Raw genomic sequence first — 14,356 nt, 5'->3', positions numbered from 1 at the left:
TCGCGCACCGGTGACTGCCCGCGCCGCCGCTTCGTCGGTGGCGCGGGCAGTTCGTCTTCCGGCGGCCTCGCATTGTGGACGCGTAGACTCGATTGAGGCCCCGGCGATCCCGCGGGCCACGACGAAAGGCGGTTTCGATGACCCTTCTGGAGAGAATCCGGGGCCCCCGAGACCTCGACGCTCTCACGAAGGAGCAGCTCGAAGAGCTCGCCGCGGAGATCCGCGAATACCTCGTGGTGAATGTGGCGAAGACCGGCGGTCACCTGGGTCCGAACCTCGGCGTCGTCGAGCTGACCATCGCGATGCACCGCGTCTTCGATTCCCCGAACGACGCCATCGTCTTCGACACGGGGCACCAGTCGTACGTGCACAAGCTGCTCACCGGCCGTCAGGACTTCTCCACGCTGCGCCAGACGGGCGGCCTCGCCGGCTATCCGCAGCGGTCGGAGTCGGTGCACGACATCGTGGAGTCCTCGCACGCCTCGAGTTCGCTCTCGTGGGCGGATGGCATCTCCCGCGCCTTCACGATGACCGGACAGAACGAGCGCTTCGTCGTCGCCGTCGTTGGCGACGGCGCCCTCACCGGTGGCATGACGTGGGAGGCCCTGAACAACATCACCGACGACAACAACCGTCGCCTGGTCATCATCGTCAACGACAACGGCCGCTCCTATGCACCGACGATCGGCGGCATGGCACGCTTCCTCAACGGCGTGCGTACCCGCCGGAGCTACAAGAACCTCTACCTCACCAGCCGAAACGTCTTCGACAAGCTGGGCGCTCCCGGACGCGCCGTCTATCGGGGCGTGCGCGGGGGAACGCACGGCTTCCTCGCCCGGTTCTCCAACAACGAGGCCCTCTACTCCAACCTCGACCTCAAGTACATCGGCCCCGTGCACGGCCACGACGTCGAGGCGCTCATCGAGGCCCTCGAGCAGGCCAAGCACTACGAGGCGCCGGTGATCGTGCATGCCATCACCGAGAAGGGCCGCGGCTACGAGCCGGCGCTGCGGGATGCCGCGGACCAGTTCCATGCGGTCGGGCAGATCGATCCCGAGACCGGCGAGTCGATCCAATCCAGTGGCGGCCCGAGCTGGACCTCCGTCTTCGGCGACACCCTCGTCGAGCTCGCTGCGAAGAACGACCGAATCGTCGGCATCACGGCGGCCATGCTGCGCCCGACGGGCCTGCACAAGATGGCCGAGCGCTTCCCGTCCCGTGTCATCGACGTGGGAATCGCCGAACAGCACGCCGCCACCTCGGCGGCGGGCATGGCCTTCGGCGGTCTGCATCCCGTCGTGGCGTTGTACGCAACGTTCATGAACCGCGCATTCGACCAGGTGCTCATGGACGTCGCCCTGCACAAGGCCGGCGTCACGTTCGTGCTCGACCGCGCCGGCGTGACCGGTCCCGACGGACCCAGTCACCACGGTGTCTGGGACCTCGCCATCCTGCAGGTCATCCCGGGCATCCGGCTCGCCGCGCCGCGCGACGCCGCGCGGCTTCAAGAGGAGCTCGCAGAGGCCGTGGCCGTCGACGACGGCCCAACGGTGCTCCGCTTCCCGAAGGGCAACGCAAGCGAGAAGCTCGACGCGGTGCGCCGTACGGATGACGGCGTCGACGTGCTGCGCGAGTCCACCGAGAAGGACGTGCTCATCGTCACCGTCGGCCCGATGGCCGCCACCGGCCTCCAGGTGGCGGATCGGCTGGCGGCCCAGGGCATCGGCGCGACCGTCGTCGACCCGCGCTGGGTCGTGCCGGTGCCCGCCAGCGTGGTCGAGATGGCGGCAGAGCACCGTATCGTCGTCTGCATCGAGGACGGCGTGCGCGTGGGTGGCATCGGCACCCGCATCCGCCAGGACCTGCGCGAGGCCGGCGTCGACACCGCGGTCACCGAGGTGGGCCTGCCCGACGAGTTCCTCGAGCACGGCGATCGTGCCGACATCCTCGAGCGCACCGGGATGACCCCGCAGCACATCGCGCACGACGTGGTGGGCATGGTGCTCGGCTCCAAGCTCCCGCACGCCCGCGGAGTCTCGAGCGACACAGGGTCGGCGCCGATCATCGCCCGCTCGAGCGAGAACTAAGCGCTCGCCCCTCTTTGATCTACGCATGCTTTGACTTCGAGTGCGCTCGAAGTTCTAGGGTGGCGCTATGGACACCATCGCGCACGGCTACTCGATCTCCGAGGCGGCCAGCCGAACCGGACTGAGCGTGCACACCCTGCGCTACTACGAACGCGCAGGGCTCATGCTCATGCCGATCGACAGATCCTCCTCCACGCATCGGCGTTACAACGACCAGGACATCACGTTCCTCGAATTCCTCACGAAGCTGCGCGCGACCTCGATGCCCATCGCCCGCGTTCGCGACTACGTCGAGCTCGTTCGCGGGGGCGATGCCACCAACCCGGAGCGGCTCGAACTGCTGCTGAGGCACCGGATCGCCGTGGCCGCGCAGCTCGCCGAGATGGAACGCTCCCTCGCGGCCATCGACGCCAAGATCGCCATCTACTCGGCCAAGACAGGCCTGGCACCCACCGCGAACGCCGACCACACCACCGCGATCGCACGAGAAACAACCGCGAACGAACGAGTCACAGAAGGAAGCACGATCTCATGAAGCACATCACCCTCGGAACCCTCGACGTCTCCCGGCTCGGCCTCGGCTGCATGGGCATGTCGGCCTTCTACAGCGGGGCGGGCACCGATGATGCGGAGTCCGTCCGCGCGATCCATCGGGCCTTTGACCTCGGCGTGACGCTCTTCGACACCGCCGAGATCTACGGCCCGTACACGAATGAGGAACTCGTCGGGCGCGCCCTCGCCGACCGCCGCGACGACGTGGTCATCGCGACGAAGTTCGGCGTCGTTCGTCACCGTGATGGCGCCACTCGGGCAGTGGACGGAAGCGCCGAGAACGTGCGGTTCTCCCTGGAGGCCTCGCTGAAGCGCCTGGGCACGGACCATATCGACCTGTACTACCAGCACCGGATGGATCCGGAGACGCCCATCGAGGAGACGGTCGGTGCGCTGGCCGAACTGATCGCCGAGGGGAAGATCCTCGGCTACGGGCTGTCCGAGGCGGCACCCGCCACCATTCGCCGCGCTCACGCTGTGCATACTGTGACGGCAGTGCAGACCGAGTACTCGCTGTGGAGCCGCGACCCCGAGGCCGAGGTGCTGCCGACCGTACGGGAGCTCGGCATCGGCTTCGTTCCGTACTCGCCGCTCGGCCGGGGCTTCCTGACGGGCGCCATCCGCTCACTCGACCAGCTCGATGACGCCGACTTCCGGCGCAGCAACCCGCGCTTCGAGGGCGAGAACCTCGACGCGAACCTGCGCATCGTCGAGACGGTGGAGGCCGTCGCGGCCGAGCTCGAGGCGACGCCCGCCCAGGTCGCCCTCGCCTGGCTGCTCGCGCAGGGTGAGGACATCGCGCCCATCCCCGGAACCAAGCGCGTCGAGCGCATCGAGGAGAACGTGGGTGCGGATGCGCTCGAGCTCTCCGCAGACCAGCTGGCCCGCCTCGACGGCGTGCCCGCTGCCGCAGGTGACCGCTACGCCGACATGAGCCCTCTGAACCGGTAGTCCAGGGCGGTCTCTCGTCGGCATCCGTCGCCGGGTGCGGTATTCCGTGGCCGGTGCCGGATGGCCGGCGTACTCAGGAAAGCAACGTAACGTAGGGAGTGATGGTTTCGGGGCGTTCGCCCTGACTGGGCGGGTGCCATCGTGACGAAGGTTTTGTGTTTTGAGCGACGAGTGCATCCACGGTTTCGAACCCGGCTTCTGTGCCGCATGCTTCCCGCCGGCGACGGTCGTCGTCGAGCCGGCGAAGAAGGCCAGGCCGGTGCGGCAGAAGCCGGTATCCCTTCGTGAGCCCAGCGCCGCGAGGTCGGGTTCGCGTGGGGGAGGGGAGACGCCTGCAGTGGCGATCGGCGAGCGCCGTATCTACCACGCCGTGCACGTCGACAACCTCGCCGGCATCATCACGGGCGACGTCGTTCCCGACGAGGCGGGCGAGCAGAGCATCCTCTCCGCCGAGGCGAGTCAGGCGCGGCGCTCGACGCTCGTTCCCGGTCGGGCGCGGAGCGTCGCAGAGCACGTGGCCTTCACGCTGAGCCCCGGTTCCAGCGTCTGGGAGAGCATCCGGTCGGGGGCCGACGACGCGCGCCTGCACCGGTCGGCTGCCGAGTCGGCACCAGCGGACTTCGTGATCCTCGTGAGCACGATCGCGAGCGCGCTCGACCTCAGCGGCGAGGAGGAACGCGGCGGTCTCGTCGTGGCCGATGGCGACGCCACCGGTGCCCTCACCCGATTCGCGAGTTCCGAGGCCGACGTGCGGGGCATGCTCGCCCGCATCCTGGGCGATGGGGAATCCGACGTGCTGCTGCACGCCGAGGTGCTCGTGCCGGGCGTTTTCCCGTTCACGCGCGTGAGCCTCATCGGCGTAGCCAACGACAAGGTGCGCGACCGGGTTCGCACCGAACTGGCCAGCGCGGCCCACAGGCCGCGGATCGCCGTCTACCCGCCCTGGTTCCAGGCGGCGGAGGAAGCCCGGTTCTAAGCAGCTCCCAGCCTCGTCCCCGGTCCCTTCGACAGGCTCAGGGACCGGCGTGCGCTGGCAGGTCACCATGCTGTTCGCTGAGCTTGTCGAAGCGTGGTTCCCAGCGTCGGGTCCGGTCCCTTCGACAGGCTCACGGACCGGGCGAGCGCTGGCACGTCACCGTGACGTTCGCTGAGCTTGTCGAAGCGTGGTGAATCGGTCTGCGGGTGCGGTCCCTTCGACAGGCTCAGGGCCCGGGCGAGCGCTGGCACGTCACCATGCTGTTCGCTGAGCCTGTCGAAGCGTCGTTCCCAGCGCCGGGTCTGGTCCCTTCGACAGGCTCGGGGACCGGGCCTGCGCTGGCGGCTCACGTTGCTGTTCGCTGAGCCTGTCGAAGCGTGGTTCCCAGCGCCGGGTCCGGTCCCTTCGACAGGCTCAGGGACCGGGCTCTCCCACTCACGCGCCACAACGACGAACGGCCGGCCCCGCAGCGCGGGACCGGCCGTTCCTCGTACTGGGCCCCTACGCGCCCTGCGCCACCGTGGCCTCCACGCCGCGGATGGCGGGGTGGTGGAAGGTGTCGCCGAAGACACGCTCGCTCGCCCCGACTCGGTCGAGGTAGGGCGTGATGCCGCCCATCTGGAACGGGAAGCCGGCACCGAGGATCATGCACAGGTCGATGTCCTCCGGCGCGCCGACGACGTGGTCGTCCACGAGCATCCGGTGGATCTCGTCGGCGAGGCCGTCCTGCAGGCGCGTGAGGATCTCCTCCTCGCTGAGGGGGTTCTTGCCCCCGGACACGATCTTCAGGGCGCCCTTGTCGAAGCCCTTCACGTTGCCCTTGGCATCCTTCTCGAGCAGCTTGCCGTGCTCGGCGAGCTTGTGCAGGTTCTCGCTGCGGTAGAACCGGTCGGGGAAGGCGGCGTTGTGCGTGTCGAGCACGTGCGCGCCCACCTTCAGCCCGACGAGGTCCAGCAGCGCGGAGGGGGCCATGGGCAGGCCGAGCGGTGCGATGGCCTTGTCGACGGTCTGGAACGAGGTTCCGCTGTCAACGGCGTGCATCGCCTCGCCGAGCAGCTTGGCGAGGATGCGGTTGACCACGAAGCCGGGAGTGTCCGCCGTGATCACGGCGTTCTTGCGCAGCTTCGCGGCGATGACCATCGCCGTCGAGAGCGTCGCCTCGTCGGTCTGGGGTGCCTTCACGACCTCGATGAGCGGCATGACCGCGACCGGGGTGAAGAAGTGGAATCCCACGAGGCGTTCCGGATGCGCGAGCTTGGCGCCGATCTGCTCGACCGAGAGCGAGGAGGTGTTGGTGGCGAGCACGGCCTCGGGGGAGATGTGCTTCTCGACCTCGGCGAACACATCCTGCTTCACGCCGAGCTCCTCGAAGACCGCCTCGATGACCCAGTCGCAGTCCGCGAAGTCGGCCTTGTCGGTCGTGCCGTGCACGAGCGCCCGCAGGCGGTTCGCCTCGTCGGAGGAGATGCGGCCCTTCTGCTCGAGCTTGCCGATCTCCTCGGCGATGTATCCGACACCCTTGTCGACGCGCTCCTGGTCGATGTCGGTGATGATCACCGGCACCTGAAGGCGGCGCACGAAGAGCAGGGCGAACTGGCTGGCCATGTAGCCCGCGCCGAGCACGCCGATCTTCGTCACCTTCTTGGCGAGGGCCTTGTCGGGGGCTCCGGCGGGCCGCTTGGCGCGCTTCTGCACGAGGTTGAACGCGTAGATGGATGCCTGCAGCTGGTCGCCCACGATGAGGTCGGCCAGAGCGTCGTCTTCGAGCGCGAAGCACGCCTCCTTGTCGCCGCTCTTGGCCGCCTTGAGCAGGTCGAGCGCGACGAACGGGGAGCGGGGAACGGTGCCGAGGCGGCTCGCGACGGTGTCGCGGGCGATGCGGATCGCGATGTCCCACTTGGCCAGCCGCTCGATCTTGCCCGGCGTGTTCTTGCGGTCCACCTTCTCGCGACCCGAGAGCACACCGTCCACGAAGCGGATGGAGTCCTCGAGGAAGTTCACCGAGCCGAAGATGCGGTCCGCGATGCCGAGGTCGAACGCATCCTGCGCCTTCAGCGTGCGGTTCTGCTTCAACGGGTTCTCGATGACGACCTTGAGGGCGTTCTCGATGCCGATGAGGTTGGGCAGCAGGAACGTTCCGCCCCAACCCGGAATGAGTCCGAGGAACACCTCGGGCAGAGCGAGCGCGGGAGCGGTCGCATCCACCGTGCGGTAGTCGGCGTTCAGCGGCAGCTCGAGGCCGCCGCCGAGGGCGAGCCCGTTGATGAAGACGAACGAGGGCACGCCGAAGCGCGCCTGCTTGCCGAGCACGAAGTGGCCGAGCTGGGCCATCTTCTTGGCGACCTCGCGGCTCGGGATCTCGGCGACCTTGCTCAGGTCGGCCCCGGCGGCGAGGATGTAGGGCTTTCCCGTCGTCGCGACGGCGTGGATCTCTCCGCGGGCGGCACGCGCCGTGAGCTCGTCGTAGGTCGTGCCGAGCTCGAGCAGGCTGGCCGGTCCGAAGGTGCTGGGCCGGGTGTGGTCGCGCCCGTTGTCGAGGGTGACGAGGGCGAGCGTCTTGCCGTCGGAGAGGGGGATGTCGCGCACGAACGAGTGCGTGATCACCTCGTCGTCGGTGAGGGCGGCGAGATCGGAGAAGTCGATCGTGGAGTAGTCGGTCATCGAGGGGCTCCTACTTGCCGTACTTCTTGTGGTGGGGGTTCTCCCAGATGACGGATCCGCCCTGTCCGAGGCCGACGCACATGGCGGTCAGGCCGTAGCGCACCTCGGGGTGCAGCTCGAACTGGCGGGCCAGCTGGATCATGAGGCGCACGCCGCTCGCGGCGAGCGGGTGGCCGATGGCGATGGCGCCGCCCCACGGGTTGACCCGCGGATCCTCGTCATCGATGCCGAAGTGGTCGAGGAAGCTGAGCACCTGAACGGCGAACGCCTCGTTCAGCTCGAACGCCCCGATGTCGTCGATCGAGAGACCGGCACGCTTCAGCGCCCTCTCGGTCGAGGGGATAGGGCCGATGCCCATGACCTCCGGCTCGACGCCGGCGAAGCCGAAGCTCACCATGCGCATCTTGACGGGCAGACCGAGCTCCTTCGCGGCGGCGGAGCTGGCGAGGATGCTCGCTGTCGCGCCGTCCGTGAGGGGAGAGGCGTTGCCGGCGGTGACGCGGCCGTGGGGCCGGAAGGGGGTCTTCAGGGTGGCCAGGCCCTCCATGGTGGTCTGCGGGCGCATGCCCTCGTCCTGCACAGCGAGGTCCCAGCCGCTCTCGGTGCGCAAGGACACCGGAACCAGATCGGGCTGGATGTGGCCGGCCTCGTAGGCGGCCGCGAGCTTCTGCTGGCTGCGCATGCCGAAGGCGTCCGAGCGCTCCTTCGTGAGCGCGGGGAAGCGGTCGTGCAGGCGCTCGGCCGTGTTGCCCATGTTGAGCGCGTCTGCGGCCACCAGCTTCTCGGTGAGGAAGCGCGGGTTGGGGTCGGCATCCGCTCCCATGGGGTGACGGCCCATGTGCTCGACGCCTCCGGCGATGACGACGTCGTACTGGCCGAAGCCGATGCCCGATCCCGTCGTCGTGACGGCGGTCATGGCGCCCGCACACATGCGATCGATGGCGAAGCCGGGAACCGTCGTTGGCAGGCCGGCCAGCAGGGCAGCGGTGCGGCCGAGCGTGAGGCCCTGGTCGCCCTGCTGCGTCGTCGCTGCGATGGCCACCTCGTCGACGCGGTCCTTGGGCAGCTGCGGATTGCGCTCGAGCAGGCCGACGATGGCCTTGACGACGAGGTCGTCCGCCCGAGTGTTCCAGTACATGCCCTTTTCGCCTGCTCGTCCGAACGGGGTGCGTACCCCGTCGACGAACACGACATCTGTTCTTTCGGCCACTTCGCCTCCAACTAATGGATCAGGTCGTCTGAAATCCTAGGCAGGGGCGCAGTGGCATCGGAATCGTTTGCGCGAACCTACGAAGCCCCTTCGTCGCTCTCGGCGGCAGGTTGGCGGGCTTCCACAAAGGCATCGGCGATCACCTGTGAGGTTGCCGCAATCTGCCAGGGCCGTGCGCCGAGACGAGTGAGCTCGTCGGCGATGGATGCCGCGTCGGGCGTCTCGGGGGGCGTCCATGCCACGCGCCGCAGCAGCTCGGGCGTCAGCAGGTTTTCCAGCGGAAGATTGAGGGCCTGGGCCACGTCGCCGACCGCCGTGCGCGCCTTCTTCAGGCGGGCGTCGGCCTCGGGGTTCCGGTCGGCCCACGCCCGTGCGGGCGGCAGCGTGTCGCCGGTCACCTTGACGACCGGCAGCTCCTTGGTCGTCAGGCCGGTCTCGATGGCCTTCCACCAGCGGTCGAGCTCCGTGCGGCTGGCCCGGCCCGTGAACTCGCGCAGGTCGGCGAGGGCGCGCTTGCTCGCCGGCATCGCGCGTGCCGCCGCCAGCAGCGAGGAATCGGGCACGAGCCGGCCCGGCGCGATGTCGCGCTCTTGGGCCAGAGCATCCCGTGCCAGCCAGAGCTCACGGGCGACGGCGAGCGAGCGCTGGCCGCGCAGGCCGTGGATGCCCGAGAGGCGTCGCCAGGGGTCGGGCCGCACGACCTTGGCCTCCTTGGCCAGCACGGCCTCGAACTCCTGCGCCGCGATGGCCTGCTTTTCGGACTCCGCGAGCATCTCCGCGAGGCGGTCGCGCAGGTCGACGAGCAACTCGACGTCGAGGGCGGCGTATTCCAGCCACGATGCGGGCAGCGGGCGCGTGGACCAGTCGGCGGCGGAGTGCTCCTTGGCGAGGTGGATGCCGAGCAGCTCCTCGACCACGGTGCCGAGTCCCACGCGCGGCAATCCCAGCAGGCGGGCGGCCAGCTCGGTGTCGAAGATCTCGTCGGGGTCCAAGCCGACCTCGCGCAGGCAGGGCAGATCCTGACTGGCGGCATGCAGAACCCATTCCGTGCCGTGGATGGCGTTCTGGAGCTCCTCGAAGGAACCCACAGCCGGCGGGTCGAAGAGATAGACGCCCGCACCGCGACGGAACAGCTGGATGAGATACGCCCGCTGGGAGTAGCGGAAGCCGCTCGCACGCTCGGCGTCGACGGCGATGGGACCCTCGCCTTCCCTCAGCTGGTCGACGGCTGCGAGGTACTCCTCCCGGGTGGCGATGACGTGACGCTGCGTCATGGGCGCGCTCGCCGTGTTCGCAGGGCGGTCACCCCGTCGGCCGCCGGCGGAAGTCCGGCAAGCATGCTGAGAAGCTCTCCCCATCCCTCGACATGGCTCGTGACATCGGGATCGAGTGGTGTCCACGACGCACGCAATTCGATTTGGGCGCCGTCGCCCTGGCGGGCGAGTTCGCCGAAGCCCGAGGAGAGGATCTTGGTCGCCGTTCCGGAGGCCGCGGTGTAGCGCGCTCCCCGGGTGTCGAGCGCGTCGACGAGCCACGACCACGCCACCTCGGCGAGGAAGGGGTCAAGTCCGATCTCGGTCTCGAGCGGCGCTTGCGCGAAGCAGACCACGCGGAAGCGGCCGTCCCATGACTCCTGGCCGTCGGGGTCGTACAGCAGCACGAAGCGGCCGGTTCCCAGGTCGGAGTCACTGCCATGGCGCGAGGGTGAAACATCGGCCGAGAGTGCGACGGCGTACGGGGCGAGGCTGCCGGGGGCGCTGATCTCGGACACGACGAGGTCGGATCGATGGCGGGCCCGGCGCACCGCGGCGAGGGCCGCAGCAAATTCTGCGGGGGGTTCAGCCGCTCGTGTTTCGGACACGTGTGCAGACTAGAGTCTCATCGGGGCGGCGGCGCGGAGGGCGCGCCGTTCACCGCCCGGGGTGAAGGGGCGTGCGCATGGCGCGACAGGGGGAGGCCGCCTCGGCGTGGCGTGGGCTCGGAGTGCTCATCACCGGCGTGGCCGCCGTGTCGGTCGGTGCGCTCGCCGCCATCGGAACGGTCGCCGTGATCGCACGGTTCGCTCGCACCATCGTCATTCCGCCCACGACGAGCATCGAGCGGGTGCGCATCCGTCACGTCGATACGGATGCCGGAACCATCACGTTCGACGCGAGCGATGAGGCACGGCTTCCCGGACGCTACAGCTTCTGGTTCAGCGATGGCACGGGGCATGCCCGCGTCGGCCACGTGATCGGCGGGTCTGCCGTGACGGTGACCCGTCGGCTCATCGACGTGGACTTCGGCGACATCGCCTCGGCCCATAGGGGCCGGCTGAGCGGCTGGTACTACCTGGGACCGTGGGAGCTCGAGCATCCCTACGAAGACGTCACCGTCGAGACTGAGCTCGGGCCGGCACCGGCCTGGCACGTTCCGCCCGCCGAACCCAGCCAGGACTGGGTCATCATGGTGCACGGCTGGTCGGTGCGCCGGCAGGAGTGCGTGCGGGCGATCGACACCTTCCACGCCGCGGGTCGGCACAGCCTGCTCATCTCCTATCGCAACGACGGCGAAGGCCCGGAGACGGCGGACCGGCGATATGGGCTGGGATCGACGGAGTGGCGTGACGTGGAGGCCGGCATCCGTTTCGCGCAGCAGCATGGAGCCGAGCGCATCGTGCTGGCCGGCTGGTCGATGGGCGGGGCGATCGCCCTGCAGACCGTGCTGCGCACCGCGATCGACGCCATCGCCGGCGTCGTGCTCGACTCGCCGGCCGTGGACTGGAACGACGTGCTCGCCTACCAGGGGGCGCTCTACCGGCTGCCGATGCCGATCGTGCGCGGCGTCATCGGTGCGCTCGGGAACTCGTGGGGCCGCGGCATCACGGGCCTGGCCGAACCGATCGACTTCCCGGCGCTCGATGTGGCCACGCACGCCGAACGTCTCGACGTGCCGATTCTGCTCATGCACAGCGTCGACGACGGCTTCGTGCCGGATGCGGGCTCCCGCCGGCTGGCGGCGCTGCGACCCGACATCGTGCGCTACGACGAATGGACCGAGGCCAAGCACGCGAAGCTGTGGAACTACGACAGCGAACGATGGAGCCGAACCGTGCACGAGTGGTTGGCGGAACTGGACTAGTCCCGCTCCCGGCGGAGCTGGACTACTCCTGCGTCTCGCGGAGGGCGGCCTGGAGTGCTGCGTGCTCCCGCACCTGGCGCTTGGAACGACCGAGGAGGCCGGTCATGCCGCGGATGCGCAGGGGGGAGACTGCCTCAGTCAGGCCGATGCTGAGGGGGAAGTCGTCGGGGATCGCGAGCGCCTCCTCCACGGTGAGACCATCGAGTCCCTGCACGAGGATCGACGCGAAGCCGCGGGTCGTCGGAGCCTCGCGCGGAGCAGTGGCGTGCAGGTGCACCCGATTCTCCTCGTCGATCTCGGCGAAGATGAACACCGGTGCCTGGCACTCCAAGACGCGCTCGAGCAGGTCGGGGTGATCCGCGTAGCGGGCAGGCAGCTCGGGAAGCTCGTTGGCGAACTCGAGCAGCAGCTGCAGGCGTTCCCGGGTATCGAGCGCGAGGAACTCCTCGCGGATCTCGGCGAGCTGGGCGGGAAGAACGGTGGCGGTCATCGCCACCATTCTCCCACTCGGTGACGCCTCAACCGCGCGGAGCCGGCGCCTCGCCCGGCTCGGTGCCCGTGACGATGGGCACACGCACCGCGCTGCCCCACTCCGTCCACGAGCCGTCGTAGTTGCGCACCTTCGGCAGGCCCAGCAGGTGGGTGAGCACGAACCAGGTGTGGCTGGAACGCTCGCCGATGCGGCAGTACGCGATGACCTCGTCGTCTGCGGTCAGTCCCGCCTCGCCGAGGTAGATGGACTCGAGGTCGGCGCGGTCCTTGAACGTGGCATCCGGAGCGGCAGCACGCGCCCACGGCACGGAGGCCGCCGACGGGATGTGGCCGGCACGCAGCGCGCCCTCCTCGGGATAGGCGGGTGCCGTGGTGCGCTCGCCGCTGTACTCCTCGGGGGAGCGCACGTCGATCAGCGGGTGGCCGAAGTGGGCGAGAACGTCTTCCTTGAAGGCACGCACCGTGCTGTCGTCGCGCTCGACGACCGGGTAGTCCGCGGCAGCGGGCGTGGGCACGTCGGTCGTGAGGTCGCGGCCCTCGGCGACCCAGAGGTCGCGACCGCCGTCGAGCAGGCGCACGTCTTCGTGTCCGAACAGGGTGAACACCCACAGTGCGTAGGCCGCCCACCAGTTGTTCTTGTCGCCGTAGATGACGACGGTGCTGTCGCGGCTGATGCCCTTGGAGGCGAGCAGGGCGGCGAAGCGCTCGCCGTCGATGTAGTCGCGCAGCACCGGGTCGTTCAGGTCGGTGTGCCAGTCGATCTTGACCGCCCCGGGAATGTGCCCGGTCTCGTAGAGCAGCACGTCTTCGTCGGATTCGACGACCACGAGGCCCTCGTCGCCGAGGTGCTCGGCGAGCCACTGGGTCGAGACGAGCCGTTCGGGGTGGGCGTAGTCGGCGAACTTCGGTGATGCGTCTGTGCTGACGGCCATGGGGACCTCCTGGGGACGCCCGATCGGGGCGGGGGTGTGGGAGCGGATTAGGCTGGGTTGAAGCCCTATCGACCCTACGCGGGGAACCCGGTGGGCGCAGCCGTTCCGCAACGAACCGAAACACGAAGGCAGTCATGGCACCGGCACGCCCCATCGTTCGTCTGACCGACCGTTCGCCCCAGATCACCGGCGCGGAGATCGTGGCGGAGCTCACCCCGCCGCCCCAGTTCGAGCACGCGAGCTTCGAGTCGTACAGACCGGACCCGAACTATCCCTCCCAGGCGGAGGCGGTGGCCGCCCTCCACGAGTTCGCCGGCGTGTGGCGGGCGCAGCGCCCCGGCGGGTTCTTCTCCCGCAATCGCAAGCCGAAGGCATCCCTGCCGGGCATCTACCTCGACGGCGGCTTCGGTGTCGGCAAGACCCACCTGCTCGCCGCGCTCTGGCACAGCGCGCCCGGGCGCACCTACTTCGGCACCTTCATCGAGTACACCGCACTGGTCGGAGCCCTCGGGTATGCCGAGACCGTGAAGCTGCTCACCGGTACCGACCTGATCTGCATCGACGAGTTCGAACTCGACGATCCCGGCGACACGATGCTCATGACCCGCCTGCTCGGCGAGCTGATGGCGACCGGAACGATGGTCGCGGCGACCTCGAACACGCCCCCGAACGCGCTCGGAGAGGGCCGGTTCGCCGCATCCGACTTCTTGCGCGAGATCCAGGCGCTCTCCTCCAACTTCCGCACCCTGCGCATCGACGGCCTGGACTACCGTCGGCGCGACGTGCAGGGCAGGGCCGTCGCCGTCGAGCCGGCGTCGCTCGAACGCATGGTGGGCGGCATGGCCGGCAAGGGCGAGCGGGTCTCCTGCGACGGGTTCGACGCGCTCATGTCGCACCTGGCGACGGTGCATCCGTCGAAGTACATCAAGCTCATCGAGGGCATCGACGTGATCGCCATGCAAGACGTGCACGAGCTGCACAACCAGACGGATGCGTTGCGCCTGGTGGCCTTCATCGACCGGGTCTACGACGCGGAGATCCCGATCATCGCCAGCGGGCATCCGCTGAGCGAGGTCTTCGACGCCGAGATGCTGGCCGGGGGCTACCGCAAGAAGTACCTGCGGGCCGCGAGCCGTCTCATCGCGCTGACCACCGGCGAGCTCCCGCCGCACGACTGAGGCAGGTTTCCGCGGGCCGGGCAGCCATCTCAATGCCGGCCCCCGACTTGCGAGCGAACTCCCGGTCGCCGGAAACACGATGTTTACACGGCCGCCATCGCCGTAACGAACCGGAAACAACCCAACCTCTCCGCGGAAACGTGCCGCGTCAAAACTGGGCGTCAATGCACCGTACGCCCGCCCTGGGGCACAGCCGG

Annotated in this window: 12 protein-coding genes; 6 read left to right on the top strand and 6 right to left on the bottom strand. The window is 68.9% G+C overall.

What is annotated here, in order from left to right:
* The first annotated feature begins 137 nt into the window (after positions 1 to 137).
* The 4 genes from dxs to WDJ51_RS14585 all read left to right on the top strand — a co-directional run bounded on the left by dxs (position 138) and on the right by WDJ51_RS14585 (position 4,566).
* Positions 138 to 2,087 (top strand): 1-deoxy-D-xylulose-5-phosphate synthase, encoded by a 1,950-nt coding sequence (gene dxs / locus WDJ51_RS14600; protein ID WP_337853200.1) that lies wholly within the window; start codon positions 138 to 140, stop codon positions 2,085 to 2,087.
* A gap of 67 nt (positions 2,088 to 2,154) precedes the next feature.
* A complete protein-coding gene (locus tag WDJ51_RS14595) occupies positions 2,155 to 2,622 on the top strand; it encodes a MerR family transcriptional regulator (RefSeq protein WP_337853199.1) in 468 nt (155 codons plus the stop codon).
* On the top strand, positions 2,619 to 3,590 hold the full coding sequence (locus WDJ51_RS14590; RefSeq protein ID WP_337853198.1) for an aldo/keto reductase: 972 nt from the start codon (positions 2,619 to 2,621) through the stop codon (positions 3,588 to 3,590). Before WDJ51_RS14595 ends, WDJ51_RS14590 begins: the two co-directional genes overlap by 4 nt.
* 160 nt (positions 3,591 to 3,750) lie before the next feature.
* Positions 3,751 to 4,566, top strand: a complete 816-nt coding sequence (locus WDJ51_RS14585) for a DarT ssDNA thymidine ADP-ribosyltransferase family protein (protein WP_337853197.1) — start codon at positions 3,751 to 3,753, stop codon at positions 4,564 to 4,566.
* A gap of 501 nt (positions 4,567 to 5,067) precedes the next feature.
* Here the strand turns inward: WDJ51_RS14585 and WDJ51_RS14580 are convergent.
* The 4 genes from WDJ51_RS14580 to WDJ51_RS14565 form a co-directional block, all read right to left on the bottom strand.
* Entirely contained in the window at positions 5,068 to 7,227 is a 2,160-nt protein-coding gene (locus WDJ51_RS14580) for a 3-hydroxyacyl-CoA dehydrogenase NAD-binding domain-containing protein (protein WP_337853196.1), read from the bottom strand.
* 10 nt (positions 7,228 to 7,237) lie between these two features.
* Positions 7,238 to 8,437: a thiolase family protein gene (locus WDJ51_RS14575; RefSeq protein WP_337853195.1), complete on the bottom strand. Its 1,200-nt coding sequence runs from the start codon at positions 8,435 to 8,437 to the stop codon at positions 7,238 to 7,240.
* 77 nt (positions 8,438 to 8,514) lie between these two features.
* Positions 8,515 to 9,711, bottom strand: a complete 1,197-nt coding sequence (locus WDJ51_RS14570; protein WP_337853194.1) for a ribonuclease D — start codon at positions 9,709 to 9,711, stop codon at positions 8,515 to 8,517.
* Positions 9,708 to 10,298 carry a DUF3000 domain-containing protein gene (locus WDJ51_RS14565; RefSeq protein ID WP_337853193.1) on the bottom strand — a complete coding sequence of 197 codons (591 nt, stop codon included), beginning with the start codon at positions 10,296 to 10,298 and terminating at the stop codon, positions 9,708 to 9,710. Before WDJ51_RS14565 ends, WDJ51_RS14570 begins: the two co-directional genes overlap by 4 nt.
* 77 nt (positions 10,299 to 10,375) lie before the next feature.
* On the opposite strand from WDJ51_RS14565, the gene WDJ51_RS14560 reads away from it, so the two are divergent.
* A complete protein-coding gene (locus WDJ51_RS14560; protein WP_337853192.1) occupies positions 10,376 to 11,557 on the top strand; it encodes an alpha/beta hydrolase family protein in 1,182 nt (393 codons plus the stop codon).
* A 22-nt stretch (positions 11,558 to 11,579) separates the two neighbouring features.
* Here the strand turns inward: WDJ51_RS14560 and WDJ51_RS14555 are convergent, their stop codons facing one another.
* Positions 11,580 to 12,047 carry a SufE family protein gene (locus WDJ51_RS14555; protein ID WP_337853191.1) on the bottom strand — a complete coding sequence of 156 codons (468 nt, stop codon included), beginning with the start codon at positions 12,045 to 12,047 and terminating at the stop codon, positions 11,580 to 11,582.
* A gap of 28 nt (positions 12,048 to 12,075) precedes the next feature.
* Positions 12,076 to 12,981 (bottom strand): sulfurtransferase, encoded by a 906-nt coding sequence (locus WDJ51_RS14550; RefSeq protein ID WP_337853190.1) that lies wholly within the window; start codon positions 12,979 to 12,981, stop codon positions 12,076 to 12,078.
* Positions 12,982 to 13,115: 134 nt separating this feature from the next.
* On the opposite strand from WDJ51_RS14550, the gene zapE reads away from it, so the two are divergent.
* On the top strand, positions 13,116 to 14,159 hold the full coding sequence (zapE, locus tag WDJ51_RS14545; protein ID WP_337853189.1) for a cell division protein ZapE: 1,044 nt from the start codon (positions 13,116 to 13,118) through the stop codon (positions 14,157 to 14,159).
* Positions 14,160 to 14,356 lie beyond the last annotated feature (197 nt).

This window comes from Rathayibacter sp. YIM 133350 (assembly GCF_037404875.1).
Classification (GTDB): domain Bacteria; phylum Actinomycetota; class Actinomycetes; order Actinomycetales; family Microbacteriaceae; genus Orlajensenia.
Note: the sequence above shows the minus strand (reverse complement) of the source record. Positions and strands in the feature narration are given on the sequence as shown.

What these genes read in the sequence shown, in the direction of transcription:
- WDJ51_RS14580 (WP_337853196.1), bottom strand. Translation starts at nt 7,227, where the DNA reads ATGACCGACTACTCCACGATCGACTTCTCCGATCTCGCCGCCCTCACC.
- WDJ51_RS14555 (WP_337853191.1), bottom strand. Translation starts at nt 12,047, where the DNA reads ATGACCGCCACCGTTCTTCCCGCCCAGCTCGCCGAGATCCGCGAGGAG.
- WDJ51_RS14595 (WP_337853199.1), top strand. Translation starts at nt 2,155, where the DNA reads ATGGACACCATCGCGCACGGCTACTCGATCTCCGAGGCGGCCAGCCGA.
- zapE (WP_337853189.1), top strand. Translation starts at nt 13,116, where the DNA reads ATGGCACCGGCACGCCCCATCGTTCGTCTGACCGACCGTTCGCCCCAG.
- WDJ51_RS14590 (WP_337853198.1), top strand. Translation starts at nt 2,619, where the DNA reads ATGAAGCACATCACCCTCGGAACCCTCGACGTCTCCCGGCTCGGCCTC.
- WDJ51_RS14550 (WP_337853190.1), bottom strand. Translation starts at nt 12,981, where the DNA reads ATGGCCGTCAGCACAGACGCATCACCGAAGTTCGCCGACTACGCCCAC.
- WDJ51_RS14560 (WP_337853192.1), top strand. Translation starts at nt 10,376, where the DNA reads ATGGCGCGACAGGGGGAGGCCGCCTCGGCGTGGCGTGGGCTCGGAGTG.
- dxs (WP_337853200.1), top strand. Translation starts at nt 138, where the DNA reads ATGACCCTTCTGGAGAGAATCCGGGGCCCCCGAGACCTCGACGCTCTC.
- WDJ51_RS14570 (WP_337853194.1), bottom strand. Translation starts at nt 9,711, where the DNA reads ATGACGCAGCGTCACGTCATCGCCACCCGGGAGGAGTACCTCGCAGCC.